The following is a 26,905-nucleotide window of genomic DNA, read 5'->3' as shown; positions in this document are numbered from 1 at the left end:
GCTCTATGGAGGCGAAGATCCTGCCCGAAGGCCTGACCTTCGACGACGTCCTGCTCGTCCCCGCCTACTCCGAGGTGCTTCCCAAGGACGCCGACACCCGGACCCGCCTGACCCGGCGGATTACCTTGAACATCCCCATCCTCTCGGCGGCGATGGACACCGTCACCGAGAGCAAGATGGCGATCGCCATGGCCCGCGAGGGAGGGATCGGCATCCTGCACAAGAACCTTCCCATCGAGGCCCAGGCGGAGATGGTCAAGCGGGTCAAGCGCAGCGAGGCAGGAATGGTCAGCGACCCGATCACCCTGCCCCCGAACGCCAAGCTCGAGGACGCCGAGCGCCTCTTCGCCGAGTACAAGATCGGCGGCCTGCCGGTGGTGGACTTTCACGGCCGCCTCCTGGGCCTGGTCACCAACCGCGACCTGCGCTTCGAGTCGGACCTTAGCCGCCCGGTCACCGAGGTCATGACCCCCTTCGAACGCCTGGTCACCGCCCCCCCCGGCACCACCCTGGAGGAGGCCGAGCGCATCCTCAAGGCGCACAAGATCGAGAAGCTGCCCCTGGTCGACGAGGATGGCCGCCTGGCCGGGCTGATCACCCTTAAGGACATCGTCAAGCGCCGCAAGTTCCCCCTCGCCGCCAAGGACGAACAGGGCCGGCTTCTGGTCGGCGCCGCGGTGGGGGTGGACAAGGAGCTGATGGAGCGCGCCGCGGTCCTGGTCGAGGCCGGGGTCGACGTGCTGGTCGTGGACAGCGCCCACGGCCACTCCAAAGGGGTCCTGGACGCGGTGCGCGCGCTCAAGGCACGCTTTCCCGTCGAGGTCATCGGGGGGAACGTGGCCACCGCCGAGGGGGCGCGGGCCCTCGCCGAGGCGGGGGCCGACGCGGTCAAGGTGGGGATCGGCCCGGGCTCGATCTGCACCACCCGGGTGGTGACCGGGGTCGGGGTGCCGCAGATCACCGCGATCATGGAGGCCTACCGGGGCATTGCCGACCTCGACGTGCCGATCATCGCCGACGGCGGGATCAAGTACACCGGCGACGTGGCCAAGGCCCTCGCTGCCGGGGCCCACGCGGTGATGCTCGGAAGCATGCTCGCCGGGACCTACGAGGCCCCCGGAGAGGAGATCATCAAGGACGGCCGGCGCTACAAGGTCTACCGCGGCATGGGCTCGCTCTCGGCGATGAAGCGGGGCTCGGCCGGGCGCTACTTCCAGGAGGAGGCGAAAAAGCTCGTGCCCGAGGGAATCGAGGGCATGGTCCCCTACAAGGGGCCGGTCGGCGACGTCCTCTACCAGATCGTCGGCGGGCTCAAGGCCGCGATGGGCTACACCGGCAGCCCGGACATCGAGGCCTTGCGCACCAGGACCCGGCTGCGCCGCATCACCATGGCCGGCCTGATCGAAAGCCACCCCCACGACGTCGCGATCACCCGCGAGGCCCCGAACTACTCCCGGTGATCGCCATGAAGATCGAAGCCGCCGAGCTCTTCACCCTCGAGCTTCCGCTCAAGTTCCGCTTCGAGACCTCGTTCGGGGTCCAGACCCACCGCCGGCTCTTCCTCCTGGCCCTGCACGGCGAGGGGCTGACCGGCTGGGGCGAGGGGGTGATGACCCCCCTCCCCCTCTTTCGCGAGGAGACCCTGGCCGGGGCGCTGGACGTCTTGGCCCAGGGAATCCTGCCCCGGGTGGTGGGAAGGGACTGGGCCAACCCCGCCGCCCTGGCGGCCACCTTCGCCCCGTTCCGCGGCCAGCGGATGGCCAAGGCCGCGGTGGAGATGGCCTTTTGGGACCTCTACGCCAAGGCCCTGAACGTCCCGCTCAAGGACCTCCTCGGCGGGGTCAAAGACCGGGTCCCGGTGGGGGTCTCCCTGGGCATCCAGCCCTCGATCGCGGCCACCGTCGACGCCGTCGGCGAGCACCTCCTGGCCGGCTATAAGCGCATCAAGCTCAAGATCAAGCCCGGCTGGGACGTCAAGGTCGTCGAGGCGGTGCGCGAGGCCTACCCCGAGGCCCCACTCTCGGTCGACGCCAACGCCGCCTACCGCCTCAGCGACTACCGCGTCTTCGCCGCGCTCGACGACTTCCACCTCGAGTACATCGAGCAGCCCCTCCACTACGAGGATCTCGCCGACCACGCGAAGCTCCAATCCCGCATCCAGACGCCCCTTTGCCTGGACGAGTCCATCGTCTCCAAGGAAACCGCCCGCGCCGCCCTCGAGGCCGACGCCACCCGGGTGATCAACGTCAAGGTGGCCCGGGTCGGTGGCCACGCCGAGGCCCGGCGCGTCGCCGAGCTCGCCGAGGCCTTCGGCGTCCCGGTCTGGATGGGCGGCATGCTGGAGACCGGCGTCGGCCGGGCCCACGCGATCCACGCCGCGACCCTCCCCAACTACCGCCTCCCCGGCGACACGTCTTCCTCCACCCGCTACTGGGAGGACGACGTGATCACCGCGCCCCTGATCGCCAAGGACGGCTGGATGCCGGTCCCCGAGGGCCCGGGGATCGGCGTCGAGGTGGACGCCGCCGGGGTCCGCGCCCGGGCGATCGCGGTGCAGCAAATCTGATGGTTTTGAACCCGGTATAGCCGTGCTATACTGTGGGCGGCCGCATGGCTTAAAGATTGATCCAGAAGGAGGCGCATATGAAGAAAACGCTACTGGCAGGCATCCTCATCGGGGCCCTTGGGCTCGCGTTCGCGACCCCTAAGGACACCTTCGTGCACATGGTCTTCGGCGAGGTCGACACCCTCGACCCGGCGCAGGCCTACGACACCGCCTCGAACTACATCATCGAGAACGTCTACGAGACGCTCTACACCTACAAGAAGGGCTCGTTGACCGAGTACGAGCCGCTCCTCGCCACCTCCTACGAGATCAAGGACGGCGGCAAGACCTACGTCTTCCACCTCAGGAAGGGCGTCCAGTTCCACTCCGGCAACCCCATGACCTGTAAGGACGCCGAGTACTCCTTCGAACGCGTCCTGGTCACCAACCCCGGCGACAGCTGGGGCTGGTTCCTGGCCGAGAGCCTGATCGGCTACGACGTCAACGCCAAGGCCGCGGCGGAGGAGGCCCTCGGAAAGAACCCCGATCCCAAGAAGCTCGAGGCCTTCCTCGACGACTACTGGAAGAAGATCGACCAGAGCGTGGAGTGCGAGGGCCTCTACACCCTGCGCTTCAACCTGGTCAAGCCCGACCCCACCTTCTTCGCCAAGCTGCTCTACGCCGGCGCCGCGATCATCGACTCCAAGTGGGCGATCGAACACGGCGAGTGGTCCGGCACCAAAAAGGACTGGAAGGACTGGATCGGCAAGGACCTGCGCCAGGGCTACCTGCACGCCCACATGTCCGGCACCGGCCCCTACAAGCTGGTGAAGTGGGATGGTAAGGACGTCGTCGCCGAGGCCTTCGACGGCTACTGGGGCAAGAAGCCGGCGATCAAGAAGGTGCTGGTGCAGGCGGTCGACGAGGAGACCACCCGCATCGAGGCCTTAAAGCGCGGCGACGCCGACCGCATCGCGGTCACCAGCCGGGCGGTGCTTGACTCCCAGGTCCGCGGCCTGCCCGGGGTCAAGGTCTGGGAGGACCCCACCTGGGCCCCCGCGGCCGCCGGCGCGGTCTTCTTCAACCAGGCCCCGGCCGCCGAGAACAACCCCTACCTGGGCTCCGGCAAGCTCGACGGCAAGGGCATTCCGCCGGACTTCTTCAAGGACGTCCACGTGCGCAAGGCCTTCGCCTACGCGATCGACCAGGACGCGATCATCGATGAGCTCTACCTGGGTAAGGGCGTGAAGCTGACCATGGCCCTGCCGCCCTCCTTCCTGGGCTACGACCCCAACCTCCCCATCTACTCCTACGACCCGGACAAGATGGAGGCCCACTTCAAGCTGGCCTTTGGCGGCGAGCTCTGGAAGAAGGGCTTCGAGATCACCATCCTCTACAACGAGGGCAACCGCGTCCGCCAGACGATCGCCGAGATGCTCAAGGCCAACATCGAGGAGATCAACCCCAAGTTCAAGGTCAACGTTCAGGGCGTGCAGTGGCCGGACTTCATCCGCGCCGTTTCCCGGAAGCAGCTGCCGGTCTTCATCCTGGGCTGGGGCGCTGACTACGCGGATCCGGACAACTTCATCTACACCTTCTACCACTCGCGCGGCTACTACGGGAACAAGATCGGCATCAAGGACCAGAAGATGGACGCGCTGATCGAGAAGGCGCGGAGCATCACCGACGCCAAGGAGCGCGCCAAGCTCTACTCCCAGGTCGGCAAGCGAGCCTACGAGACCGCCCCGCTGGTGCCCTACCCGCTGCCCTCCCCCTTCATCGTCACCCGCGACAACATCGAGGGCGTCTACTACAACCCCATGCTCTCGGGCACCTTCTTCTGGAAGGACATCGTGAAGAAGTAACCTCGGCTCAAGGCAAAAGGGGGGCCCGCTCGGGCCCCCTTTTGCGGTAAACTCCCCGGGGAGGACGACGTGCTGACCTTCACCATCCGCAGGCTTTTACAGCTTCCCCTGGTGCTCTTCGCGGTTTCGCTGATCATCGTGGGGATGATGCAGTTCCTTCCCCCCAGCGCGCGCGCCGCGGCCTTCGTCAAGAGCGAGCAGCAGCTCGCGCACATCGACCAGATCATCAAGCAGTACCACCTCGACGCGCCCTTTTACGTGCAGTACTGGACCTGGCTGCAAAACGCCTTGAGCGGCAACTTCGGCTTTTCCCGAGTGGCCAAGAAGCCGGTGCTTCAGGCCTTCGCGGAGAAGCTCCCGGTCTCCGCCGAGCTCGCCTTTTACGCCTTCTTTCCCATGCTCTTCCTATCGATCTGGCTGGGGACGCTGGCCGCGATCCACCGCGACAAGCTCCTGGACCAGGTGGTGCGGGTGCTGGCGGTGATCTTTTGGTCGATCCCTACCTTCGTCCTGGGCATCACCCTGGTGGCGGTGGTCTACGGCTACCTGCGCCTTTTCGGGATCGGCCGGCTGCCCAGCGACCTGATCATCGACCTGGCCCAGGCCTCCGCGGCCGGGAAGTTTCATTACTACACCGGCTTTCTCACCCTCGACGGGCTGTTGAACGGCCGCCTCGACGTCACCCTGGCCGCGCTCAAGCACCTGGTCCTCCCGGCCCTCACCCTGATCCTGGTCCAGGGCGCCCAGCTGGTGCGCGTCATGCGCTCCTCGATGCTCGACGAGCTGGGCAAGGACTACGTGCGCACCGCCCGCGCCAAGGGCCTGCCGGACCGCGTCGTCTACTACAAGCACGCGCGGCGCAACGCCCTGATCCCGGTGATCACCCTGGCGGGCCTGATGTTCGCCTTCATGATCAACGGGGTGGTGATCACCGAGACGATCTTTAACCTCCCCGGCCTGGGGCAGTGGGCGGCGCTGGCCGCGGTCCAGCTGGATCAGCCGGCGATCTTAGGGTTCGCCCTGCTCACCGCGGTGATCGTCACCACCGCGAACATCGTCGTCGACCTCCTTTATGCCCTGGTGGACCCGCGCATTCGCTACGAGTGAGGAAGGAAGATGGCCGAAATCGCTGCCCTCAAACCCAAACGCGAATCGTTCTGGCGCTCGCGGGCCTGGAAACGCTTCCGCCGCAACCCCCTGGCCCTGGTCGGTACCGCGATCGTCGTCTTCTACGTGGTCGTCGCTCTTCTGGCCCCGGCCCTGACCGCCGATCGCATGGGGCGCAACTGCTTGCGTGACCTCGGCCTCACCCGCAGCGAGGCCGCCCGGGTCCTGAAAAACCCCCTGCAGCCGGCCTTCTGGAAGGCCACCCTGGCCCCGCCGAAGACCTGCTACAAGATTCCCCGCAAGGGCTACTCCCCGGTGCCCAAACCTCCCTCGAGGAGGTACCCCCTGGGCCTCGCCGGGGGCGGCTACGACATCTACTACGGCCTGGTGTGGGGCACCCGCACCGCCTTTTACGTGGGCATTTTGGTGGTCGGCATCGCGCTTCTCATTGGGATCGTGATCGGCGGAGCGGCGGGGTTCATCGGCGGACGCACGGACAACCTCTTGATGCGCTTCACCGACGTGATCTACGCCTTCCCCGGACTGGTCCTGGTGATGGTGGTGGTGACGATCTTCGGGCGCAGCCTGACCACGATCATGCTGGCGATCGCGGTGGTGGCCTGGCCCACCTACGCTCGCATGCTGCGGGGGAACATCCTCAAGACCAAGGCCCAGGACTTCGTCGACGCGGCCCGGGCCCTCGGCGCCGGATCCTTGAGGATCTTCCTCAAGCACGTCCTGCCCAACGCAATCGGCCCCCTGATCATCCTCGCCAGCCTGGACATTGGCTCGGTGGTGCTCTCGGTCGCCGCCCTCTCCTTTTTGGGGCTGGGCCCGGAGGTGGGCTTCGCCGACTGGGGGCAGATGGTGAACTTCGCCCGCGGCTGGATCGTGGGCCCGCCCGGCGAGCCGCTCAAGTACTGGTTCACCTGGGTCTGGCCGAGCCTGATGATCGCCCTCTTCGTCCTCGGCTGGAACCTTCTCGGCGACGCGGTCCGCGACGCGCTGGACCCCCGAAGCTAGCCTCCATCCGCCACGACCACGCGCCCAAAAGGGCGCGTGGTATCTTGATGGGGCCAAGATGGCAAAAGGAGGCAAGATGCGTGTTTTTAAACTTGGAATCTTTATCCCTCTGGTCCTCGGTCTGGCCCTCGCCGCTACCCCCAAGGACACCTACGTCTACATGACCCACGGGGACATCGACACCCTCGACCCGGCACAGGCCTACGACACCGCCTCACTGCAGATCATCGAGAACGTCTACGAGACGCTCTACACCTACAAGAAGGACTCGCTGACCGAGTACGAGCCGCTCCTCGCCACCTCCTACGAGATCAAGGACGGCGGCAAGACCTACGTCTTCCACCTCAGGAAGGGCGTCCAGTTCCACTCCGGCAACCCCATGACCTGTAAGGACGCCGAGTACTCCTTCGAGCGCATCCTGGTCACCAACCCCGGGGACGGGCCGGGCTGGTTTTTCGCGGAAAGCCTGATCGGCTACGACGCCAACGCAAAAAGCGCCCTGGGCGAAGACGCCAGCCCCGAAGCCTACGCGCGCTACTGGCGCCTGATCGATGAAAGCGTGGCGTGCGATGGCCTCTACACCCTGCGCTTCAACCTGGTCAAGCCCGACCCCACCTTCTTCGCCAAGCTGCTCTACGCCGGGGCCGCGATCATCGATTCCAAGTGGGCGATCGAACACGGCGAGTGGTCCGGCACCGAGAAGGACTGGCTCGATTGGGCGGGTCGGGACCTTCGCCAGGGCTACCTGCACACCCACATGTCCGGCACCGGCCCCTACAAGCTGGTGGAGTGGGGCGGCAAGAACGTCGTCGCCGAGGCCTTCGACGGCTACTGGGGCAAGAAGCCGGCAATCAAGAAGGTGCTGATCCAGATCGTCGACGAGAAGGCCACCCGCATCGAGGCCCTAAAGCGCGGCGACGCCGACCGGGTGACCGTCGGGGACTGGGCGACCCTGGAGTCCCAGGTCCGCGGCCTGCCCGGGGTCAAGGTCTGGGAGGACCCGAACTGGGCCCCAGCCTCCGCCGCGGTGATCTTCTTGAACTTCAAGGTCGAGGGCGAGGACAACCCCTTCATCGGCGCCTCCACCCCCAGGGACCTCTTCAGCGACGTGCACGTGCGCCGCGCCTTCGCCTACCTGGTGGACCAGGACGCGCTGATCGAGGACCTCTTCTTGGGTCACGGTCTTAAGCTGACGATGGCCCTGCCGCCCTCCTTCCTGGGCTACGACCCCACGATCCCCGTCTACCCCTTCGACCCCGACAAGGCCCGGGAGGCGTTCAAGCAGGCCTTCGGCGGCGAACTCTGGAAGAAGGGCTTTGAGGTCACGATCACCTACAACCAGGGCAACGAGTTCCGCCAAACGGTGGCGGAGATGCTCAAGGCCAACGTCGAGGAGCTCAACCCCAAGTTCCGGGTCACCACCCAGGGGCTGCAGTGGCCGGACTACCTCAAGAGCGCGCGTCACAAGATGCTCCCGATCTGGCCGCTCGGCTGGGTCGCCGACTACGCGGACCCAGACAACTTCATCCATCCCTTCTACCACTCCAAGGGGGCCCTGGCCAAGCGGCAGAACCTGAACATCCCGGAGCTCGACCGGCTGGTCGAAGAAGCCCGCAAAACCGTGGACCCCAAGGCGCGCGCGGAGATCTACCACAAGATCGGCCGCCTGGCCCACGAGCTGGTGGTGAACATCCCCCTCCCTTCGCAAAACCCCTTCATCGTCACCCGTGACAACGTCAAGGGCGTCTACTACAACCCGATGCGCTCGGGCACCTTCCTCTGGAAGGACATCACGAAGAAGTAACCGCAAAGAAAAGCAAGCGGGGGCCCGAGTGGGCCCCCTCTTCGTCAAAAGGAACGGGTCTTGACCGTCAGGCCGGCCTCGCTCAACCAGTCCACCAGCGCCGCCACCGCCTGGCGCACGCCGGGGGTCACGATCACGTCGCCAAAGCGCCGCAGCCCGGCGTAGACCCCGCGGGCGCTGGGACGGACCTCGAGCAGGACGTCCTGGGCGAGGTCCGGCTCCTCGACGCGCGCGAAGACGTAGAGCCCCTCGGGCAGCCGGGGGGCGGCTTCGAGGAGGACCGCGGTCCCCTCGGAAAAGCGGCGCACCTGCTTGGTGAAGGCCTCGGCCGGGGGCAGGGGGCCTTCGAGGATCGCGTGGGGCATCTCCTTCCACCTCTCAATCGGTACAAACGACGTCGTGGCCTCGCCGATCTTGCGAAACACCGCGTGGTAGACCGGCCGGCCGGCCTCCCGCCACTTGAGGGCGTACTTGGTTGAAAGCGCCTCCGGCGGGGGCGGCGCCGGCTCGACGGAAAAGAACCCGGTCTGCTTGGCCGCCTCGATCGCGAAGGCGAAGTACTCGGCGTGGTCGGTGGTGAAGTAGAGCGCCCCACCCGGCGCGAGCCGGGTGGAGAGCAGGGCGAAAAAGGGCGCCTTCAGCAGCCGCCGCCCCTGGTGGCGCGTTTTGGGCCAGGGATCGGGGAAGTTGACGTAGACCCGGGCCAGGCTGCGTTCCGGGACCAGGTTGCGCACCACGAACTCGCCGGTGGCCCGCACCACGCGGACGTGTTCGATCCCCTCGCGGCGAAAGCGGCGAAGGGATCGGGACACGCTCGCCGAGGAGACCTCGGCCGCGAGCAAGTTCCAGTCCGGGTGGGCCTTGGCCAGAGCCGCGGTGAAGCGGCCGTCGCCGAAGCCGATCTCCAGGACCAGCGGCCCTGGCCGCCCGAAGACCCCGGGGAGGTCGAGGGGAAAGGGGACGTCGGACAGGCGAAGCAGGCTCACTCGAGGTCCAACCTCCGCGAAGCGAAAAACGTGTAGGCCGTGGGGGTGAAGGCCGCGCCCAGCCGCCAATCGGACCAGGTCGCGCGGAGGTCCAGCCGGATCGGGTAGCGGGCTTCGGCCTCTAGGCGATAGCCGCGGGTGTAGTAGCCGAGCTTGAAGGCGTTGTAGCCCCCCATGCGCAGCGTGACCTCGGCGGTGGCCGCCTCCAGGGGGCCGCGCCAGCCCAGCCAGGCGTAGGCCCGGGTGGGCTCGCGGTCCGCCCCGAGCCCCAAAAGGAAGCGGTTTTGGCCCTCGAAGACCCGCACCCCGGCCTCCAATCGCCCGTGCCGGTTGCGGTGCTCGGCCCGGGCCAGGAAGATCAGGCGCCGCCGCACCCGGTAGTCGACCCCCAGCGCCGCGTAGGGGCCGACGCCGTCCTCCGCCAGAGGCCAGAAATGGCTCGGCGGCCGGTTCTCGGTGTAGCCCAGCGCCACCCGGGCCGCCACCGCGCCCAGCGAGACCTGACCCCGGCCCTCGAGCCAGGACTGCCCGTCGAGCCCGGTGAAGGCCTGGATCCCGAGCGCCGCCCGGCCCGCCGGGGGCAGGCCCCAGGCGTGGTCCACCCCGGCGCCGATCGCGAACGCGTCGATCCTTGGGAGCTCGCCGCGGAAGTAGAGGTGGAAGGTCGTGTCGCCGCTCGGGACCGAGAGCGCGAGCGCCGGACCCAGCGCCAGCGTCGGCCCTCCCAGCCAGACACCCGCGTCCAGCCGCTGCGCCGGCGCCAGCGCGAGGAGAAACACGAGCCATGCCCAGCGTTTCATGCCCTTCACCTTACCGCCTGGTGATACAACAGGGGCATGCGTGCCTTCTTGCTGCGCTGGGTGCTCAACACCGTCGCGCTCTGGGTGGTTAGCGAGCTCTACTCAGGGGTCCGCTTCCCCCCGGACGCGGGGCTTGGCGACTACTTGCTGGCGGGGCTGACCCTGGGGCTGGCCAACGCCCTGATCCGCCCCGTTCTGCTGCTCCTGACCCTGCCTTTGAACCTGATCACGCTGGGGCTCTTCACCCTGGTGATCAACGCCTTGATGCTGCTCTTGGTCGCGGCGCTGACCCCGCTCGAGGTCCAGGGCTTCTTCGCCGCCCTCGTCGGTGCCCTTCTCCTCTCCCTCATCTCGTTTGCCCTTAACCTGCTCCTCGCGGAATGACGACGCAACGCACGCCCCCCCTGAAGTCCGTCGCCCTCCCCGCCGAACACGGTGGCTGGGGCTTCACCCTCGAGCCGATCTTCCTGGGCCTGGCGCTGGCCCCTAGCCTGGCCGGGCTCGGCGTGGGAATCATGGGGCTCTTCGCCTTCCTCGCCCATCACCCGATCAAGCTTGCCCTCTCCGACCTGCGCCGCGGCCACCGCTATCCCCGGACCCAGCTCGCGCTTCGGGTCGGGCTCGGCTACGCCCTTCTGGCCGCGTTGGGCCTGGCGCTGGCCCTGGCGCGCGCCACGAGGCCCTTCCTCGAGCCGCTGCTCCTCGGCCTGCCCCTGGCCGCGCTCAAGGTCTGGCTGGACAGCCGGGGAAAGGGGCGGAGCTTCTTCGCCGAGATGGCCGGGGCCCTGGGCGCCGCCACCCTGGCCCCCGCGGCGATCCTCGCCGGGGGTGGCCCCGAGACCTGGGCCCTCGGAGCCTGGAGCCTCCTGGCGCTGCGCAGCCTGGTTTCGATCCGCTACGCCCGGGCCGCGGTGCGTCGCGCCCGGGGGCTTGCGGTGAGCCTGACCTCGGTCGCCAGCACTGCCCTCGTCGGCGGCGGCCTCGCGGTCTTCCTCGCCGCGGCCGGGTGGCTTCCCTGGCTCGGCGCACTGGCGATCCTGGCGCTTGGGGCCTACGCCCTTTGGCAGCTCAAGCGGCCGCCCCTGCCCGCCAGAAAGATCGGCTGGGGGCAGATGGTCTGGGGCTGGGCCACGGTCGTCTTGGCCGCGCTCGGCTACTGGCTCGGGCTTTAAAAGATCCGCCCCCGCTACCCCCCGCCCTGGTGGCCTTCGCGCTCAACAAGAAGGCACGCCCAGCGCCTTCCTCGCCTCCGGTTCCGCCACGGCCGGGGGGGGAGGCGTTTGGGCCACTTAGCGGGGGGGCCGCCTTCGCTTTTCCCGTTCCTCGCGAAGGCGCCAGAGCATCTCGTTGGTGACCACCCGCCGGCTCATCGCGTAGACGAAGACCACCATCGCCAGGAACTGCAGCAGGCCGGAGACGGCGAGCAGGGGCCGCATCGGGCCGAACGGCCCCCCGAAGGGCTCCAAGACCACCCGTAAGAGCAGGCCGAGGTTCAGCGTCCAGTAGGTCAGGCGCTCGAGCCCCGGCTGCTTGATCTGCCCGGGGCGGGGCATCATCCAGTAGGCGACGCCGAAGACCATGTTCAGGAAAAACCCCACCAGCCCGGCGTGGACGTGGACGCTCTTGAAGGCTCCGAAGAGCCCCGGGTCGAGGTAGAAGAGGACCCCCAGCAACCCGGTCAGGAGCAGCCAGGCCAGGGAGGTGCGGACGAAGAGGTACTCGTAGTAGAACATCAGCGCACCAAGAGCACCGGCCCCACCGCCCGGCGCAGGACGAACTCGGTCGTCGAACCGAGCAAGAGTTCGATCACCCGGCCCCGGCCGAAGGCCCCCATGGCCAGGAGGTCGGTGGGCTCCTGGAAGGCGACCAGGGCCTCCCCGGGATCCCCGCTCAGGGCCTCGGTGCCCGCGTTCACCCCGTGGGCCCTCAGGTACTCCGCCCCCTCCGCGGCGAGCAGCGCGGCCCGCTCCATGGTCTCGGCGACGCTGACCACCACCACTTCCAGCCCCTTCGCCAGGTCGGCGACGAAGTGGAGCGCGCGCACCGCCAGATCCGAGCCGTCGTAGCCGACGAGCACCCGCTCCACCGGAACGAACTCGAGCGCGGCGACCATCACCGGCACCGGGCTGGTACGGGCCACCCGCTCCACCGTCGAGCCGATCCCGGTGGCCTCGTGCCCCAGCTGCTCCCCGGCCCGACCCAGGACCGCGAGGTCCGCGGTGCGGGCCTCCTCGGCGATCACCTGGTAGGGAACGCCGGTGCGCAGCAAGGCCTCGACCTTTTCCACCCCCGCGGCCGCGGCACGGCGCTTGAAGGCCTCGAGCACCGCCTGGCCGCGGGCCTCAAGGGCCTGGTCCAAGGCCTCGTGATAGGCGGGGACGGGGATGCTGATGGCCCCGAAGTCCAACAGCTCGGGGGCCCGGATCAACCGCACGTCCTTGACGAAGAGGGCGAGCACCTCGGCCTCTAGCCGCCTGGCCCAGAAAAGCCCCAGGGCCTCGGCGCTCTCGGCCGGTTCCGAGCCGTCGGTGGCGATCAGGATTCGCTTAATCATCGCCCTCATTGTAGACGTGCTACACTCTTCGGGCGATGCCAGCGTTCATCTCTGACTCAAGCTTTCCGCTTAGAAAAAGAAAAGTGGCGCGCCCGAGAGGACTCGAACCTCTGACCTTCGGCTCCGGAGGCCGACGCTCTATCCAGCTGAGCTACGGGCGCACTCAGCAAACGTCAGTTTATCCGTCCCCCATGGAGGTCGTCAAGTGAAACTCAGTCGCAAGGCCATCACCATCATCTTCGGCATCCTGGCGCTCTCCTTCGCGCTGGGCACGATCCTGCTCTTCACCCCCAAGGGGCAGCAGCAGAGCGCGGGCAAGCCGGTGCTCTGGGTCAACGGCCAGGCCATCCACGAGCTGGACCTGGCCCGGATGCAGCAGACCGACCCGCTCTTCGCCCTGAACCTCGAGGGGACGCTCAAGCCCCTGGTGGACACCTACTTCCTGGAGCGGGTGATCCTCCTCGAGGCCCTGGCCCAGGACGCCAGCCGGGTCAAGGTCTCCTCCGCCGAGGTCAAGCGGGAGGTCGACCGCATCCGCGAGCAGTTCGGCCTCAAGGACAGCAAGGCCTACGACCGCTTCCTGCAGCAGATCGGCTACACCGACTCCCTCTTGCGCAAGGAGATCCGCCGCCAGCTGCAGATCCAAAAGCGCCTCAAGCAGATCCAGGACAAGGTCAAGCTGAGCGAGGAGGAGGCCCGCTTCTACTTTGAGCTGCACAAGGCCGACTACGCCCCCGAGGACAAGGTCCTGGCGCGGCAGATCGTGGTCGACGACAAGGCCCTCGCCGAGGAGATCCTAAAGCAGCTCAAGGCCGGGGCGGACTTCATCGAGCTGGCCAAGAAGCACTCCAAGATCGGCGCCGACCAGGGCGGGGCCCTCGGCGCCCAGCCGGGTTCGATCGAGCCCGGTCCGGTGACCCGGGTGGTCTTCCCCGAGGCCGTGGCCAAGGCGGTCTTCAAGCTGAAGCAGGGGGGCCTAACCGACGTCATCGAGGCCGGCGGCCGCTACTACATCGTCAAGGTGGAGAAGTTCCTCCCCGGTGGCGAGGCCCGTTACGAGGAGGTCGCCGACCGGGTCAAGCAGGACGCGCTCAAGGTCAAGCAGCAGGGGGCGCTCGAGCGCTACATCGAGGAAGTACGTAAAAAGGCCAAGGTCAAGTTCGCCGAGGACATGCCCTACACCTACAAGAACCCGGTCGTGGCCAAGGTCAACGCCCACGAGATCAAGCTCGCCCAGGTCGCGGAGGCGGTCTTCTCCAACCCCCAGGTCCCCCAGCTCATCCAGCAAGGGTTGGGGCAGCTCGCGGTGCAGTTCTTCTTCCCCTCCTCCCTGGAGCAGCTGATCACCACCGAGCTCCTGGTGGACGCGGCCAAGGCCACCGGTAAGCCCTTCATCGGGCCCAAGGCCCAGATCGCGAACGACGTCCAGCTCTGGAAGACCCGCGACGTCACCGTAACCCCGGACGAGGTCAAGCGCTACTACGAGGAGAACAAGGACCGCTTTGCCATCCCCGCCAAGGCCGAGATCGCGCTCGCCGAGTTCGAGAGCGAGGACGCGGCCAAGGCCTTCCGCGAGGCGGTGCTCCAGGGCAAGGACCCGAAGCAGGCCGCCGAGGCGGCCAAGGGCAAGTACAACGAAGCCGGCGAGGTCCAGGAGGGCCAGCTCCCGCCGGTCCTGGCCGCGGTCGTCTTCGGCAAGGCGCCGAAGGAGGAGAGCCCCTTCGGCAAGGTCTCCGACGTGATCAAGGCCGGGAAGAAGAGCTTCCAGGTGGTGATCGTCAAGAAGGTCACCCCGCGCGTCGAGCGGCCCTTCGAGGCGGTCAAAGAGGAGGCCGAAAAGCTGGCCCTGGCGGCCAAGCGCGCCCAGGTCGCCCAGGCCTGGATCGAGGAGCTCAAGAAGTCGGCCACCATCGAAAACCATCTCAAGGAGGTGCTCGACGCCCTGGCCCCGAAGACGCCGAAGGAGGGCGCTGGCGAGAACGCTCCCAAAGGAAGCAACGAGAACGCTCCCAAAGGGGGCAGCGAGACCGCGCCCAAGGCCCCCGCGGGCAAGTAGCGCGCGCGGTTAGGTTAGGAGAGGGGGCCCGAAAGGGCCCCTTCTTGTTAGATTGATGGCATGCCGGAGCGATTGGAGGATGCCCTGGAAGGGCTCGAGGGCTACCTCAACGGCAACGAGCTCTACCCCGGCCTCCTTCCGGAGGACATCGAGGCCGGGTTCTATCAGGCGCCGGAGGGGGTTCGCTTTTCGCTCCGGGGTAAGCGCTTGGAGGCCGAGCTGCTGGCCCACCGCGTCCGGGTGAGCTTCGTCTGGCAGGGGTCTTTCTGGGCCCGGGAGCAGGACCAGGTGCCCCTGCCCGACCCCACCGGGCAGCTGCTCGACGAGGTGCGCCGGATCTCCGATCGTCTGGAGCGCATCGAGCGATTGTTGCGGGAAAAGCTAGGAGAGGGCTAGATGATACGCGTAGGCATTCTGACCGTTTCCGACCGCTCCGCGCGCGGCGAGCGCGCGGACAAGACCCAGCTCGCCCTGCGCGAGCGCCTGGACCCCGAACGCTTTCGCGTCGCCGCCTACGAAGTCGTCCCCGACGAGCCGGCCCAGATCCGCCGGGTGCTGCGCATGTGGGCGGACAAGGAGGGCCTCGAGCTGATCCTGACCAACGGCGGCACCGGCCTCGCCCCCCGCGACCACACCCCCGAGGCCACCCGCGAGGTGCTGGACAAGGAGGCCCCGGGGCTGGCCGAGCTGATGCGCCTGGAGGGGCTGAAGAAGACCCCGCTCGCGGCCCTCTCCCGGGGCACCGCGGGGGTGCGCGGCCGCACCCTGATCGTCAACCTGCCCGGCAGCCCCAAGGGAGCGGCGGAGTCGCTCGAGGCCCTGCTCCCGGTCCTGCCCCACGCGATCGAGCTGATCCGGGGCGAGGGAGGGGATCCCCATGTCAAATAAGTGGGCCTCACAGCGGGTGCGCCGCATGCCCCCCTCGGTCTTCCTGCTGATGGACCAGGCCAAGGCCGAGCGCCGGGCGGCGGGCGGGGACCTGATCGACCTCTCGCTGGGCTCGGCGGACCTGCCCCCGCCGGAGGAGCTGATGCGCACCCTGGCCGAGGCGGCCCTCGACCCCACCACCTACGGCTACTGCCTCAAGGCCTGCACCCGGCCCTTTCGCGAAGCGGCCACCGCCTGGTTGGCCCGCCGCTTCGGGGTCGACCTGGACCCCGAGCGCGAGGCCCTGGCGCTGATCGGCAGCCAGGAGGGCCTCGGCCACCTCCTGATCGGCGTCGCCGACCCCGGGGACGTGCTGCTCTTGCCCGAGGTCAGCTACCCCAGCTACTGGGGCGCGGCGGCGCTGGCGGGGATGGAGCCCTACCCGATCCCCCTCGACGAGACCGCGCGGCCCCGCCTCGAGGCCATCCCCCCCGAAGTCCTCAAGCGGGCCAAGGTGCTGCTCCTCAACTTCCCCAACAACCCCACCGCCGCCCCCGCCGACCGGGCCTACTTCGAGCACGCGCTGGCCTTCGCCGACGCCCACGACCTTTTGATCGTCCACGACAACCCCTACCTCGACTACATCTTCGAGGGCGAGGCGCTCCCCTTCCTGGCCGTCGAGGGCGCCCCCCGCCGGGTGATCGAGCTCTTTTCCTTCTCCAAGTCCTTCAACCTCGGCGGGGCCCGGCTGGGGTTCGCCCTCGGCAACGCCGAGGCGATCGAGGTCCTGGAGGAGGTCAAGGCCCCCCTGGACTTCAACCAGTACCAGGGGATCCTGCGCATGGGGATCGCCGCGCTGAACCTGCCCTTAGAGCGGGTCCGCCAGGACGTGCACGTCTTCAAAAAGCGCCGCGACGCGCTGCTCGCCGCCCTCAGCCGCTACGGCCTGCGCCTCCCCGCCCCCAAGGCCACCTTCTACCTCTGGATGCCCCTCCCCAGGGGCATGGACGACGTCGCGTTCGCCCTGCGGCTGGTGCGCGAGGCCGGGGTGGCCCTGGCCCCGGGGCAGGGCTTCGGTCCCGGGGGCCGCGGCTACGTGCGCTTTGCCCTGGTGCAGCCGCCGGAGGTGCTCGAGGAGGCCGCCCGCCGGCTGGTCGCTTTCCTCGACTAAAGTTGCAACCCCCCCCGCCTTTCGGTAGGATGGGGATTGCTTGCCCCATTTGGGGCACCCTAGAGGAGGATTATGGCGAAGAGCGCACGCACCCCATCGGCGATGAAGCGGCACCGCCAGTCGCTCAAGCGGCGGGCCCGCAACCGGGCGAAGAAGTCCATGATCAAGACCTTCAGCAAGAAGGCCCTGCTCGCGGCCGAGGCCGGCGAGAAGGAGAAGGCGATCAAGTACATGCGGGTCGCCGAGAAGCTGATCGACAAGGCGGCCAAGGGCTCGACCCTGCATAAGCGCACCGCGGCCCGCAAGAAGTCGCGGCTGATGTCCCGCCTGCACAAGCTGCTCGGCTCGCTCCAGGCCTAGGAGGTGAGGCATGGGTAAGGGCGATCGTCGCACCCGCCGCGGCAAGATCTGGCGCGGCACCTACGGCAAGTTCCGGCCGCGCAAGAAGAAGTAGCCCCCAGCGGTCCAAAAGCGCCCGAGCAACGGGCGCAAGCGCTTTCGTTTTTCCAGGCCAGGCCCCGCGCGTGGCCTTATTTGTTGACCGACGGCAGCAGCGGGCTAGGTTCACCCACGCCGCTTACCCAAAGCTTTTCGCGCGGGCGGGAAAGCGCGACGAAAAGGAGCTGGCGCTCGAGCTCGAGCGCCGCGTTGCGGTCGACCTCGGTTTCCGCTTGATTGAGCGCCACTTTCAAAGGAACAGTTCCCGCCTCCACCCCAATCACCGCCACAGCCCGGAACTCGAGGCCCTTGACCCGATGCATGGTTGCTAAGCGAACCCCGGTGCCGTCGCCCCCCTCTTCCAAGTACCAGTGGGGTAATCGGGCGCGCTCGGTCGCTTTCTGGCCACGCTTTTGAAGCAACCATTTGGTGCGTGCCACGATTGCAATTTCCTCGGGCCTGTAGCCCTGCTCAGCCAGCACCCGGAGCCAGTTCGCTAGGGCAGTCGTTTCCCCATTGGGATTAGCGAACATCTGAACGATCGGAGGCTCCCCCGACAGGACGCTTAAGGCTTTGGGGGCCACTTCCTCCCCCTCGGCTTCGGTTACTTTCTCCGGCAGGACTTTTTCGGCAAAAGCTGCAATTTCGCGGGTGGTCCGGTAGTTGATCCAGAGCCGCTGCGACCGGCCCACGGTTTCGATGCCGAGCCGGCGCCAAGGGACTCGGGTCTGGTAGATTCGCTGTGCAGCATCGCCCACGAGAAAGAGGTCGTCCTCACCCTCGGGGACGATCGCGCGTAAAAGTTTCAGCTGAACGGGACTTAGGTCCTGGGTCTCATCGACCACGATGTGATCGAATCGAGGGAGTCGATCTAGGGCTTCCAAGAGGGTTCGTGTCCGCCCTCCCCAGGTCTCGAGCCCGCGTGACGCAAGCAGCTCCCGGGTGTGCGCGAAGATGGGCCAAAGCTCCCGCCGCCGCGCCTGGTTGAGCGGCGTCCCCCGTCCCGTCCGGTCCACGGCAAGGTATTCGTCTAAATCGCGGATGCCCCAGGCATCGACCACGCGCGACCACTCGTTATAGAGGAAAAGGTCGCTCGCCCACTCGGGTGGGCCGACCCTTTGCGCTGCCTGCTTCAAGGCGGCCTTAATTTGATCTTCCTTTGCGATGGTGAGCTTTTTGCCTAGCAGCCCCGTGTACCAGCGCGTCAGCAGGCGGTCGAAATGTTCGACCTCGAGGTTATCGAGCGCTCCGACAAGGCGCAGAACCCCTTCCTTCAACGCATCGGCCAACGTCCGGGTGTAGGTGGTGAGCAAGACCCGCTTTTGAGGGTTTTCCCGGGCCAGCCGCACCGCGCGATGGATGGCCACCACGGTTTTCCCGGTGCCGGCCGCGCCGGTCACCTTGGCCGGGCCGCGGTAGTTTTGATCTACGACGACCCGTTGGACAGGATGCAGGAAGATCATCCAGTCGTCCCAGTCGCCCAAAAGCGCATGTTCTAATTCCTCTTTGCTCGAAATCAGCAGATATTGATAACGGTTCGAAGGGTGCAACATCGGCGTTAGCACCTTGACCTTTGGTGGCGGAGCCACGGGCTTGCCCTCCAAAAGCGCGAGAGCGCGCTCTTGCACCGGTTCAGGAAGCCCCTCGATGAGATCCAAGACCCCGTCTTCCGAAGCCATACGCAGGGGCTCAACATATTCCTGAGGGATTCCCAGCGAGTGAAGGTATTCAGCGGAATATCCCAAGAGTGGGGCCTCAACCTGTCTTTCGACCACTTTTTCTTGTTCGATCACCCGGTAGATCTGAACCTCCTGGGTCTCGGGATGTACCTTGACCTGCCGATTCCTGATCCACTGATACGCGTCGTCGTGCTCGCCCACGTAAACGACGACGAAAATGTTATCGACCTCGACGAGGATCGCCCTTCTTCCCTTGCTTAGGTCGAAAACGTAGAACCCTTCGTGCGGCTTGTACTCGAGCTTAGCCTCGGCTTTGGCGGGATCGGCGATTAACTCAAAGAGTTGGGCGTTGATCTCTTTCAGATCCTTGGGGCCGAAGGTTTTCTTCAGGCGCTTCAAAAGATTGCGGTCAAGCGCGATCTTGCGACCTAAGAGCATCATTTACCTCCTTCACCACATCCGCCGCAGAGCCTTGGAGCAGCACACAGACCATATGGGGTGGGCAGCCGGCTCCAGGCTCGATCAGAACCACCCGCCCCCAACGGGCGAGGGCTTGGCCCACCACCGCTCCGTCCGGCCCCACAAGATCCATGAGGACCTCGTTGGGGGACGGAATCCCAGCACCCTCGAGGTCACGCACCCAGGGCTCGAGGTCTGGCCGAAGCTCGAGAAGTCGCTTCCAGGAGCTCGGGCCCCTTGCCTCATTCAGCCAGGCTTGGAGGCGCCGGAACAAGGGCCCCCAGTCCTGGTCGTAGCGGAAAACCAGGAAACGTCGCCCCGAATCCGTCAGCACCCCTCGGCGGGCGGCATCGCCCTGGAGGCGGGTCGGGTCATCGTGTCCCGGACCGTCCACGAAAATACCCAGGTCGGCGTCGCGGTAGTAGAAATCGTAACGAACCGAAGTCCCACCCACAGACACGGTGTACTGGGCCTCGTCGGGCATGGGCAGCCCCCGGTGTTCCAGCTCGTCCAGAAACCGGCGCTCTAGCTCGCTCTCGGTGTGCCGGACGAGTCGCTCTTTTTTCCCCGTGGGCCGCGCGGGCGAAAAGGTGAACTCGCGCCATTGCCTCAGGTCCTCGAGCACCAGGCGGCGGTCGAGCAGGTGGTGCACGGACTGGTTATGGTAGCTGAGCAGACAGCGGTAACACGCCTTTTCGCAGGCATCGTCGGGCTCGTTGGCGTGCAGGAGATCGAGCGCCACCTCGATGAGTTGCCGCCAACGTGCGGGCTTGAGTAGCGACTCGAGCGCCCCCAGCCCACCCTCGACCCGCTCGTGGAAGACGATCCGGTAGGCTACACCGGAGGTTCCGCCGGGCTCGAGAAAGACCCCGAGCTCGCCTTCCTCGAGCTGGAGCGCCACCAGCGCCGCCCGCCAAAGCCCCCAGGCCAGGCTCTCGTAGTAGGCCAGAGCCTCTTTTTCGGGGAGGTTTTTTGGTACGTAGAGGATCAGGGCGTCCACTTCCGCCTCGTGGTAAAGGGAAAGCCCGTAGACGAGGTCTTCTTCGCCGGCGAACTGGGGGCACTCGCCGCGCTTGCCCTCGCGGTGCGGGTGTTTGCTGATGCGTTCCTCGCTGAGCAGCCACTCACCGCATTTCCGGCAGAGCACAAAGCCCGTGCGCTTTTCCGTGAGTGGGCCAAGGTTGCTTACGCGAACCACGGCCTGATGGTCGTAGTCGATCCGCAACGCCCCCGCTTCATAGCTCTCGGCCGAGCTCGAGGGCTGGTAGCTCTCGACGATCCGGTATCCCCGCCGCCGGCGCTCTTCCTCCTCGCTGGTCACACGGCGCCGGCGGCGCGCCCGCTGCCAGGGCATCGGGAGCGCCCGAGCCCGGGGCGCGGCGGTGAGGTCCTGCCCACAGCGCGTGCAGCGGCTGGGCAAACGTAGGTTTGCAGGATTGCGATGGTTTGGGATGCCGCAGTTGGGGCAGATGATCACTGGCACCAGATCCTCGTCGTGGGGGCTGTAGGCGACGCGGTTGACCTCGTAGGCCGCCTTGCCGTAGTAGACGAAGTTGCCGGGGGCGTACTCCCTGAGGGCAATGAGCGGTTCCCGGGTCAGCTGTCGCGGCCCCTCGGGGGTCAGGAGCTCAAGCTGAACCGCCTGGCTGCTAAAGGCGTAGTTGGGCACGAACCCTTCGCTTTCCAGTAGATCCCGGACCTGGAGCGGATTCTTGCCTTCGCCGCGCAGCTGGTCCAGGCGCTCGCTGAGCGTCTTGAGCTCATGGTGAAGGCTTTTTTTGACGTTTGGATTCTCCACGTATTTGATTCGCGCCTTGACCGCTTCGTGCTGTTCGACGAGGGTGGCAAAGGCCCGGCGCCAGCTGGCTAGCGCGCCATCGAGCGCGTCCACGAACCCCTTGACCTCGTCTTCAATGAAGGTGCGGTCGAGCCAGGCCAACCGGTGCATTTCCCGGGTGAGCGACCGGATCGCGGCTTCGATGACGGCCTTATGCTCCTGGTCGAGTGCGCGCTGGAGCCGCTCTCGGACCTCGGTGCGCATGGGAAAGGTTGGCTTCGCTTCGATATCCACCAAGTCCTGCATGCTCCGGGGGAACTCCCAGAGCGGTGCCAGGTGTTCGAGGACCACGGCGTGGATGTGGGCCCGGATCAGCCGCTTGTTGTCGAGCAGGAACCGTGGCGCGCGTACCTCACCCCGAATCATTTCCTCGGGGTGGCGGTAGAAATACTGGTCGTGGGGCCCGCGCCGGTAGCCCTGTCCGGCGAAGACCTGTACCAGCGCCGGTTGACCCCGGCGTCCGGCCCGCCCCGAGCGCTGGGCGTAATTGGCTGGTGATGGAGGCACGTTGCGCAGGTAGACGTTGGCCAGGGTGCCGATGTCCACCCCGAGCTCGAGGGTGGGCGTCGCCACCAATACGGCCAGCGGGCTTTTGGCATCGCGGAAGCTCGCTTCCAGGCGACGGCGCTCCTCGGCGGGAACCTGGGCCGAGTGCGGGCCCGCCTGGGGTGGGACCGCGAACCAGAACTCTTGGTAGATCTCCTGGAAAAAGCGGCTCGATGTGTCCTCGCGGAGCAAGACCGATGGAAACTCGGGGGAACGGTCGAGCACCTTCAGGTAAAACGGCACCCGGCTCTTCGGGCAGTAGCGCAGCCTCTTTTCCCGGACCCGCCGCAGGCGCACGCGGGTGGGGTTTAGCACGTGGCCCTCGATTGTCCCCTGCTTTTGGTAGGTGGGGAGGGCTTTTCGGGTAAGGATATGGGTTTCCTGGAGCCGAAGGTAGATTTCGCGCAGCCAGGCCTGGGCACTTTTCCGGTCCAGGCCCAGGGCCTGCATCACCCAGCGTTCGAACCGGCTGGGACGCACGTTGCCGATCAGGGGCACCGCCCGTCCCCGGCGCGGGGGGCGGGGCGGTTTTTCCTCCACCAGCACCACCGGTTCCCCAGGCTCAAAAAACACCGCCTCGGCGTAGCCCTCGTCCTCGAGCACCTGCCGTACCCGGTAGTGGAAGTCAAAGTTCATGGTGTCAAAGGAAAGCCCATCCCCCACGGCTTCACGGCGGCGAATGAGGTCCAAAAGCCCTCGCAGCACGTCGGCCCGAACGTCGGGGGGAGGGTTGCCAGCGTTTTTCCAGAGCGCCTCGTCCTCGATGAGGATTTCCAACCCCTTGTAGTCGTATCGAACGAGCCCGGCCTCCTCCAGGTTCGGGAAGTTCGGCTGGACGTTGCGCGCGGCGTCGGCGGTGGCAAAAAGCTGCAGCACGGCGGTGTAGGCCCGGGCGAGGTCGGGGTCCTTGTAGATCCCGGCCCCGCCTCGCTTCCAGTAGGAGAGCACCTCGAGCCCGGCCTCACGCAGTGCGATCTCGCCCCTTTCGTCCAGCAGTCGGAGCAACGCCTGACGAAAGGCGAGGCGGTGCGCCAGGTCGGAAAAATGCGCCGATTGAAAGTTGGCGTCCTGCACGTTGTCGGTAAAGGCGATGATCTTGCGCTCATCCTCCGCCAGCGCCCCTAGGGTAGAGAGCAGGATGAGGTCGGTGGCGGTGGAGCGCCCGACCAGCCCAAAGGGCGTGAGTTTGGCGTACTCGGCCGGCCTGCGGTCGTACTGGATGCCGCAGTGGGGGCAGAAGAGGAACGGGGCCCCGACCGCGATGAAAGGACGACCCCCCTCGCCCGGGCGCACCTCGCCGAGTTCCGGGTCCACCCGTAGGTTCCCGGGGGTGTGCCGGCGGTAGTCCCCCTTGACCTCGCCCCGGTTATTGAGCCAGTTTTCGGGCAAAGGCACGGCCTCGGGATCGTAGGCCCCGGGGCTGAGGTAAACCACGTTCCCGGTCTCCCCGAACTCGGCCGGAAGAAACCGGTCTCCGCTTCGGGTGGCGACGAAAAACTCGTTCTTGCACTGACGGCAGAAGACCACCGGGAACGCGGGGGCGCCTCCGAGCTCGAGCTCTCCCTGGCTGCTGAGCCGGGGTGGGTCGTGGAGCGTTCCGGTGAGCCCCACGTTCTGGCTGTAAAAACCATGGAGCTTGAGCTGTAAGAGGGGTTTGCCACCGGCCTCGGCGAACTGCGCAAGCGACATGAAGGCGAGCAGCTCCTGCCGGGCCTCGGCGGTCGAAACTCCCCGGCCCCCGGCGTAGGTCTCCACCAACTCTGGGAGCGGCCGGGGGCCACGACCAAGCTCGGCCCGGACCCACTTAAACGTGGGGTGGTGAGCGAGGGCCTCGCCGATCCTGGCCGGGTCGTCTTCTTCCTGCCCCAGGAAGGCTTGGGTGAGCTTTTGGATTTCGCCCTTTTGCACCGCGTTGGGCTCGGGCACCGGCCCGCTCGGGGCTTTCGGGGTAGTTTTTTCGGGGAGGGGGTCGGCGTAGGTTTCTCGCACCAGCTCGAACGTTTCCACGGGCGCGCCGAAGAGGCGGCTGGCAAAGGCCCGGGCCTCATCCTTTTCCTCTTCTTCCAGCGTGGCCGAGGTACCGATGAACTGCAAAGTGGACTCGGTGCCGGTATGCACCTTGAGACGGCGGATCAAAAGCGCGGTGTCCGCGCCCTTCAACCCGCCGTAGGTATGCAGCTCGTCGAGAACGAGGTAGCGGAGGGTGCCTCGGTGTTCCCTGGGAAAGAGGCTTAGGTCTTCCCGGCGGGTGAGCATAAGCTCGAGCATCACGTAGTTCGTCAGCAAGAGATCCGGCGGGGTCTCGCGGATCTCAGCTCGCGAAGCCAGCACAGTATTCCCAAGCGCGCCCTCTTCAAGACCGAGCTCGCGCTCGAGCTCTCGCCTGCGCTCCTCCCCTTCCTCCCGGGTGTACGGGGTGTCACCGGTGTAGAGCGCCACGGTGAGCCCGCTCCCCCGCAGGCGAAGGGCGAGGTCCCGGAACTGGTCGTTGGCTAGGGCGTTCATGGGGTACACGAGGATGGCCTTGGTGCCCCGCCGTCCCTGGTCCTGCTGGCGCAGCGCGTAGTCGATCACCGGCAAGCCAAAGGCAAAGGACTTCCCGGAACCCGTCCCCGTGGCCACCACCACGTTCTTCCCTGCCTTGGCCGCGCGCAAAGCCTCGACCTGGTGGCGGTAAGGGTGAATCGGGGGGCTTTCCGGGTCCTTGGGGTTTTGGCGGAAGATTCCCCGGGCATCGGGGTGCAAGAGGCCCTCCTCGACGAGGTCCTCGAGCGACTCCCCTCGGGCAAGCTCGCGCCTGAGCTCCACAAAGGGCTCGCGCCAAAGTAACTCGCCTTCCTCGACTTCCCGAGTCAAATAGTCGCGGATCACCGGATTCGCCGGCCGAACAAAGGCCTCGGCATACCCGCGGTAGACCTCCTGCACTCGGCGAATACGGGCGAAGGCATCCCGGGCAAGCAGCGGCGAGACCCCTTCGGCGGGTAGGTTGAGGACGCTCTCCGCCACCACGCGCCAGCGCGTAGGAAGCATGTCCAAGGCGAGCCTTCGCCGGAGCTCTTCCGGCTTCCAACCAAACGCAGCGAAAGGCCGAAGAAGCTCGGCAAAGCTCTCCGGACTTAGCTGCGTGAACTCAACCCCACTCCAATCGAGCGTCGCCCCGGTCACCACCCGGGGCAATACGCTGGAAAACCAGACCGCTGGCGTAAGCGCCCCTTCATGTTCAGCCAAACGAATCTTCGCCATCGCCCCTCCGTCGTTGGGCATTACTTTACGAGCTTTGGTGGAGTTTAACGAGAAAAGATAACCCTAATGGCCCCGCCCAAAGGGACGGGGCCAGTACCAGGGGGTATTCATCGGACGGTTTTAAACGCGGGGAGCACCAAACGGGGAAGGCCCATCTGTGCCGTGAGCTGGTCCACCTGAACGCGGAAGTAGGGCCAAAGGTTGACCGGCAGGTTTTGACGGACGAAAAGGCTGTAAATCGCCCCGGAAGGTTTTTCCCGGGCACGGTAGACGGCCCGCCAAACCGCCTGTATGTGTCCAAAGGCGCGTTCTTCGTCCCCCTCCCCTTCCCGCACCAGGAACTTGACCGTAAAGCGAAGCCCCGCGGAGAACCCGCCCTCCACGGGCACGGGCCGCTTGTCGGTCGGGTCCAGGCGGACCTCAAAGCCCAGCTGCCCCTTCGGCCGCTCCGCAACTTGAGCCTCGAGATGCTCCAGCAGAATCTCGCGCAGATCCAAGCCCCGGATGAACTCGGCGTAGGCTTTCGGATCTAGCGTAGAAGCCTTCTCCCTTTTGGACTTGGGCTTGTGAAGCCCCGACTTCACCAGCACGTTGTAGGCGTGCTGATAACGGATACCCAGCTCCTTCGCGATTTCGCCAATGCTCTTTCCTTGCTGGTAAAGCGCGCGGATCTGCTCGGATTTGGTGGGAGACGCCTTCGCCGTCATCTAGGCTGCCCAGACGAAGTCACCCGCGTCGCCGTCTCCGGTACGCACGGGGCCCTGCCAGTCCAGGGGGACCGGTCCCTGCCAGGAAGCCTCCTCACCCACAACGTCCATGTGGTCGAGGAAGTAGCGCACCGCCACTTCACCGCTCTGTTTGTCCACGAAATGGAGCTCGATCCGGTAGTCGAGCGCGTTGGCGTAGCGGGCGATGGTCTCGAGGCTCATTGAAAGCCCCTCCGCGCCCTCGATTTGAGAGAGCCGGCTCCGGTTCGCGTAGCCTAGCCTTCGGGCCAGCTCGGCCTGACTGAGACTGCGCTGTTCGCGGAGGTAGCGCAGGATCGCGCCAAGCTCCTCGGCGGTGACCTCGTAGTAGGCCCGCCGCTGCTTTTCATCGGCGAAGTCGTCGGCGAAAAACTCCTCGATGCTGGTGAGCTTTCTCTTCATGATGCCCTCCACTCTTCGTAGGCCCTAAGCGCGTACTCGATCAAGCTTTGATCAGCCTTGTCCCTCTGCTTCAACTCGCCGGCCGCTACTACAAAAAGTTTCTCCGATTCCCGCCAGTAGTAAAGGCGAATGCCACTGTAATCGCGAAGTTCCCAGATGGGCCCGCGGATGTGTTTGCACATGGGCGGTCGCATATCTGGCCCCTCGATCCCAAGCCGCTCAAGCAATTTCCGCACCCGTTGACGCGCTCGGGGGTTCGACATTCCTAACCGAACCAACCACCGTTTTATTTGAGAACGTCCTTGCTCATCCTCGTAAAGTACAACTTCGTATGGCCCCGGCACGTCACACCTCGATGTTAGAGCACGACCGTATGGTTAGTCAACCCTAACCTAGGGGATGAAGCTTAAAGTAGCCTACTTGCGGTTTTCCTGTACCATCGATCTTTAGAATAGCAGTCGATAAGGCATCCGCACCGCCTATTTACATGCCAAGGTCTTCCGAAGGCGGTCAATCTCACGCTGTGGAAGACGGCGACCGCTCATCATCCATCAAGCCACTCGCAAAGCTCCTTTGGGCTGATCGACCCCCTTTCCAGCGCATGCTCGGCCACCCAGATGGCACCGTGGACCTCCACGCCTTGCCGCTCGGCTTGTTTCCTGAGGGGGCCGTCGCTGGCGATAAGGATCGCCTTATTTTTCCTGGCGTAATAGAGAACGAGCGCATCGGCTACGCTCAGGGCCGCAGTCTTTAGCTCCATCGCTAGCAACACCCAGT

At 66.2% G+C, this 26,905-nt stretch carries 24 protein-coding genes and 1 tRNA gene; 14 read left to right on the top strand and 11 right to left on the bottom strand.

The features are described from left to right. Positions 1-5 precede the first annotated feature (5 nt). The 6 genes from guaB (at position 6) to ACZ48Y_RS08095 (ending at position 8,344) form a co-directional block, all read left to right on the top strand. Complete coding sequence (gene guaB, locus ACZ48Y_RS08120) at positions 6-1,460, top strand: IMP dehydrogenase (RefSeq protein WP_464740206.1); 1,455 nt, start codon at positions 6-8, stop codon at positions 1,458-1,460. Between the two features lie 5 nt (positions 1,461-1,465). Further along, entirely contained in the window at positions 1,466-2,566 is a 1,101-nt protein-coding gene (gene menC, locus ACZ48Y_RS08115) for an o-succinylbenzoate synthase (RefSeq protein WP_464740204.1), read from the top strand. Between the two features lie 77 nt (positions 2,567-2,643). Next, positions 2,644-4,410 carry an ABC transporter substrate-binding protein gene (locus ACZ48Y_RS08110; RefSeq protein WP_464740202.1) on the top strand — a complete coding sequence of 589 codons (1,767 nt, stop codon included), beginning with the start codon at positions 2,644-2,646 and terminating at the stop codon, positions 4,408-4,410. Between the two features lie 69 nt (positions 4,411-4,479). After that, complete coding sequence (locus tag ACZ48Y_RS08105) at positions 4,480-5,517, top strand: ABC transporter permease (protein WP_464740200.1); 1,038 nt, start codon at positions 4,480-4,482, stop codon at positions 5,515-5,517. A gap of 9 nt (positions 5,518-5,526) precedes the next feature. After that, positions 5,527-6,540 carry an ABC transporter permease gene (locus ACZ48Y_RS08100; RefSeq protein WP_464740198.1) on the top strand — a complete coding sequence of 338 codons (1,014 nt, stop codon included), beginning with the start codon at positions 5,527-5,529 and terminating at the stop codon, positions 6,538-6,540. A 76-nt stretch (positions 6,541-6,616) separates the two neighbouring features. Then, positions 6,617-8,344 carry an ABC transporter substrate-binding protein gene (locus ACZ48Y_RS08095; RefSeq protein ID WP_464740196.1) on the top strand — a complete coding sequence of 576 codons (1,728 nt, stop codon included), beginning with the start codon at positions 6,617-6,619 and terminating at the stop codon, positions 8,342-8,344. Positions 8,345-8,388: 44 nt separating this feature from the next. Here the strand turns inward: ACZ48Y_RS08095 and trmB are convergent, their stop codons facing one another. Both trmB and ACZ48Y_RS08085 read right to left on the bottom strand, forming a co-directional pair. Further along, positions 8,389-9,330 carry a tRNA (guanosine(46)-N7)-methyltransferase TrmB gene (trmB, locus tag ACZ48Y_RS08090; RefSeq protein ID WP_464740194.1) on the bottom strand — a complete coding sequence of 314 codons (942 nt, stop codon included), beginning with the start codon at positions 9,328-9,330 and terminating at the stop codon, positions 8,389-8,391. Further along, positions 9,327-10,130 carry a hypothetical protein gene (locus tag ACZ48Y_RS08085; RefSeq protein WP_464740192.1) on the bottom strand — a complete coding sequence of 268 codons (804 nt, stop codon included), beginning with the start codon at positions 10,128-10,130 and terminating at the stop codon, positions 9,327-9,329. Before ACZ48Y_RS08085 ends, trmB begins: the two co-directional genes overlap by 4 nt. A gap of 36 nt (positions 10,131-10,166) precedes the next feature. Here ACZ48Y_RS08085 and ACZ48Y_RS08080 point away from each other — a divergent pair, with 36 nt between their 5' ends. Both ACZ48Y_RS08080 and ACZ48Y_RS08075 read left to right on the top strand, forming a co-directional pair. Continuing rightward, the gene (locus ACZ48Y_RS08080; RefSeq protein WP_464740190.1) at positions 10,167-10,514 is read left to right on the top strand and encodes a phage holin family protein; all 348 of its coding nucleotides are present in this window, start codon (positions 10,167-10,169) and stop codon (positions 10,512-10,514) included. After that, positions 10,511-11,302, top strand: coding sequence for a YwiC-like family protein (locus tag ACZ48Y_RS08075; protein WP_464740188.1), 792 nt, complete (start codon positions 10,511-10,513; stop codon positions 11,300-11,302). Before ACZ48Y_RS08080 ends, ACZ48Y_RS08075 begins: the two co-directional genes overlap by 4 nt. 117 nt (positions 11,303-11,419) lie before the next feature. On the opposite strand, the gene ACZ48Y_RS08070 is transcribed toward ACZ48Y_RS08075, so the two are convergent. From ACZ48Y_RS08070 to ACZ48Y_RS08060, 3 genes are all read right to left on the bottom strand, one after another. Further along, entirely contained in the window at positions 11,420-11,863 is a 444-nt protein-coding gene (locus tag ACZ48Y_RS08070; protein ID WP_464740186.1) for a hypothetical protein, read from the bottom strand. Further along, positions 11,863-12,684, bottom strand: coding sequence for a universal stress protein (locus ACZ48Y_RS08065; protein WP_464740184.1), 822 nt, complete (start codon positions 12,682-12,684; stop codon positions 11,863-11,865). The genes ACZ48Y_RS08070 and ACZ48Y_RS08065 overlap by 1 nt, the downstream gene beginning before the upstream one ends. A gap of 84 nt (positions 12,685-12,768) precedes the next feature. Then, positions 12,769-12,845 (bottom strand) — tRNA-Arg (locus ACZ48Y_RS08060). A 44-nt stretch (positions 12,846-12,889) separates the two neighbouring features. Here ACZ48Y_RS08060 and ACZ48Y_RS08055 point away from each other — a divergent pair. The 6 genes from ACZ48Y_RS08055 to ACZ48Y_RS08030 all read left to right on the top strand — a co-directional run bounded on the left by ACZ48Y_RS08055 (position 12,890) and on the right by ACZ48Y_RS08030 (position 17,232). Next, the gene (locus ACZ48Y_RS08055) at positions 12,890-14,740 is read left to right on the top strand and encodes a peptidyl-prolyl cis-trans isomerase (RefSeq protein WP_464740182.1); all 1,851 of its coding nucleotides are present in this window, start codon (positions 12,890-12,892) and stop codon (positions 14,738-14,740) included. A 60-nt stretch (positions 14,741-14,800) separates the two neighbouring features. Continuing rightward, on the top strand, positions 14,801-15,136 hold the full coding sequence (locus ACZ48Y_RS08050) for a hypothetical protein (protein WP_464740180.1): 336 nt from the start codon (positions 14,801-14,803) through the stop codon (positions 15,134-15,136). Beyond that, positions 15,137-15,628, top strand: coding sequence for a MogA/MoaB family molybdenum cofactor biosynthesis protein (locus ACZ48Y_RS08045; RefSeq protein ID WP_464740178.1), 492 nt, complete (start codon positions 15,137-15,139; stop codon positions 15,626-15,628). A gap of 16 nt (positions 15,629-15,644) precedes the next feature. Then, positions 15,645-16,778, top strand: a complete 1,134-nt coding sequence (locus ACZ48Y_RS08040) for an aminotransferase class I/II-fold pyridoxal phosphate-dependent enzyme (protein ID WP_464742890.1) — start codon at positions 15,645-15,647, stop codon at positions 16,776-16,778. A gap of 72 nt (positions 16,779-16,850) precedes the next feature. Then, a complete protein-coding gene (rpsT, locus tag ACZ48Y_RS08035; RefSeq protein WP_464740176.1) occupies positions 16,851-17,138 on the top strand; it encodes a 30S ribosomal protein S20 in 288 nt (95 codons plus the stop codon). A 10-nt stretch (positions 17,139-17,148) separates the two neighbouring features. Further along, on the top strand, positions 17,149-17,232 hold the full coding sequence (locus ACZ48Y_RS08030) for a 30S ribosomal protein THX (RefSeq protein WP_464742888.1): 84 nt from the start codon (positions 17,149-17,151) through the stop codon (positions 17,230-17,232). A 76-nt stretch (positions 17,233-17,308) separates the two neighbouring features. On the opposite strand, the gene ACZ48Y_RS08025 is transcribed toward ACZ48Y_RS08030, so the two are convergent. From ACZ48Y_RS08025 to ACZ48Y_RS08000, 6 genes are all read right to left on the bottom strand, one after another. Further along, complete coding sequence (locus ACZ48Y_RS08025) at positions 17,309-19,333, bottom strand: UvrD-helicase domain-containing protein (protein ID WP_464740174.1); 2,025 nt, start codon at positions 19,331-19,333, stop codon at positions 17,309-17,311. Next, on the bottom strand, positions 19,305-24,980 hold the full coding sequence (locus ACZ48Y_RS08020; protein WP_464740172.1) for a DEAD/DEAH box helicase: 5,676 nt from the start codon (positions 24,978-24,980) through the stop codon (positions 19,305-19,307). The genes ACZ48Y_RS08025 and ACZ48Y_RS08020 overlap by 29 nt, the downstream gene beginning before the upstream one ends. A 107-nt stretch (positions 24,981-25,087) precedes the next feature. Further along, positions 25,088-25,687, bottom strand: coding sequence for a sigma-70 family RNA polymerase sigma factor (locus tag ACZ48Y_RS08015; RefSeq protein ID WP_464740170.1), 600 nt, complete (start codon positions 25,685-25,687; stop codon positions 25,088-25,090). Next, positions 25,688-26,128: a helix-turn-helix domain-containing protein gene (locus ACZ48Y_RS08010; protein WP_464740168.1), complete on the bottom strand. Its 441-nt coding sequence runs from the start codon at positions 26,126-26,128 to the stop codon at positions 25,688-25,690. Then, on the bottom strand, positions 26,125-26,322 hold the full coding sequence (locus ACZ48Y_RS08005; RefSeq protein WP_464740166.1) for a type II toxin-antitoxin system RelE/ParE family toxin: 198 nt from the start codon (positions 26,320-26,322) through the stop codon (positions 26,125-26,127). Before ACZ48Y_RS08005 ends, ACZ48Y_RS08010 begins: the two co-directional genes overlap by 4 nt. A gap of 350 nt (positions 26,323-26,672) precedes the next feature. Further along, on the bottom strand, positions 26,673-26,888 hold the full coding sequence (locus ACZ48Y_RS08000) for a PIN domain-containing protein (RefSeq protein ID WP_464740164.1): 216 nt from the start codon (positions 26,886-26,888) through the stop codon (positions 26,673-26,675). Positions 26,889-26,905: the final 17 nt, after the last annotated feature.

This window comes from Rhabdothermus arcticus (assembly GCF_055382915.1).
This window is presented reverse-complemented; position numbering and strand designations above follow the sequence as displayed.

What these genes read in the sequence shown, in the direction of transcription:
- ACZ48Y_RS08005 (WP_464740166.1), bottom strand. Translation starts at nt 26,322, where the DNA reads ATGCGACCGCCCATGTGCAAACACATCCGCGGGCCCATCTGGGAACTT.
- menC (WP_464740204.1), top strand. Translation starts at nt 1,466, where the DNA reads ATGAAGATCGAAGCCGCCGAGCTCTTCACCCTCGAGCTTCCGCTCAAG.
- ACZ48Y_RS08050 (WP_464740180.1), top strand. Translation starts at nt 14,801, where the DNA reads ATGCCGGAGCGATTGGAGGATGCCCTGGAAGGGCTCGAGGGCTACCTC.
- ACZ48Y_RS08100 (WP_464740198.1), top strand. Translation starts at nt 5,527, where the DNA reads ATGGCCGAAATCGCTGCCCTCAAACCCAAACGCGAATCGTTCTGGCGC.
- ACZ48Y_RS08030 (WP_464742888.1), top strand. Translation starts at nt 17,149, where the DNA reads ATGGGTAAGGGCGATCGTCGCACCCGCCGCGGCAAGATCTGGCGCGGC.
- ACZ48Y_RS08010 (WP_464740168.1), bottom strand. Translation starts at nt 26,128, where the DNA reads ATGAAGAGAAAGCTCACCAGCATCGAGGAGTTTTTCGCCGACGACTTC.
- ACZ48Y_RS08095 (WP_464740196.1), top strand. Translation starts at nt 6,617, where the DNA reads ATGCGTGTTTTTAAACTTGGAATCTTTATCCCTCTGGTCCTCGGTCTG.
- ACZ48Y_RS08025 (WP_464740174.1), bottom strand. Translation starts at nt 19,333, where the DNA reads ATGCTCTTAGGTCGCAAGATCGCGCTTGACCGCAATCTTTTGAAGCGC.
- ACZ48Y_RS08045 (WP_464740178.1), top strand. Translation starts at nt 15,137, where the DNA reads ATGATACGCGTAGGCATTCTGACCGTTTCCGACCGCTCCGCGCGCGGC.
- ACZ48Y_RS08085 (WP_464740192.1), bottom strand. Translation starts at nt 10,130, where the DNA reads ATGAAACGCTGGGCATGGCTCGTGTTTCTCCTCGCGCTGGCGCCGGCG.
- ACZ48Y_RS08015 (WP_464740170.1), bottom strand. Translation starts at nt 25,687, where the DNA reads ATGACGGCGAAGGCGTCTCCCACCAAATCCGAGCAGATCCGCGCGCTT.
- guaB (WP_464740206.1), top strand. Translation starts at nt 6, where the DNA reads ATGGAGGCGAAGATCCTGCCCGAAGGCCTGACCTTCGACGACGTCCTG.
- rpsT (WP_464740176.1), top strand. Translation starts at nt 16,851, where the DNA reads ATGGCGAAGAGCGCACGCACCCCATCGGCGATGAAGCGGCACCGCCAG.
- ACZ48Y_RS08075 (WP_464740188.1), top strand. Translation starts at nt 10,511, where the DNA reads ATGACGACGCAACGCACGCCCCCCCTGAAGTCCGTCGCCCTCCCCGCC.
- ACZ48Y_RS08080 (WP_464740190.1), top strand. Translation starts at nt 10,167, where the DNA reads ATGCGTGCCTTCTTGCTGCGCTGGGTGCTCAACACCGTCGCGCTCTGG.
- ACZ48Y_RS08065 (WP_464740184.1), bottom strand. Translation starts at nt 12,684, where the DNA reads ATGATTAAGCGAATCCTGATCGCCACCGACGGCTCGGAACCGGCCGAG.
- ACZ48Y_RS08070 (WP_464740186.1), bottom strand. Translation starts at nt 11,863, where the DNA reads ATGTTCTACTACGAGTACCTCTTCGTCCGCACCTCCCTGGCCTGGCTG.
- ACZ48Y_RS08000 (WP_464740164.1), bottom strand. Translation starts at nt 26,888, where the DNA reads ATGGAGCTAAAGACTGCGGCCCTGAGCGTAGCCGATGCGCTCGTTCTC.
- ACZ48Y_RS08020 (WP_464740172.1), bottom strand. Translation starts at nt 24,980, where the DNA reads ATGGCGAAGATTCGTTTGGCTGAACATGAAGGGGCGCTTACGCCAGCG.
- ACZ48Y_RS08110 (WP_464740202.1), top strand. Translation starts at nt 2,644, where the DNA reads ATGAAGAAAACGCTACTGGCAGGCATCCTCATCGGGGCCCTTGGGCTC.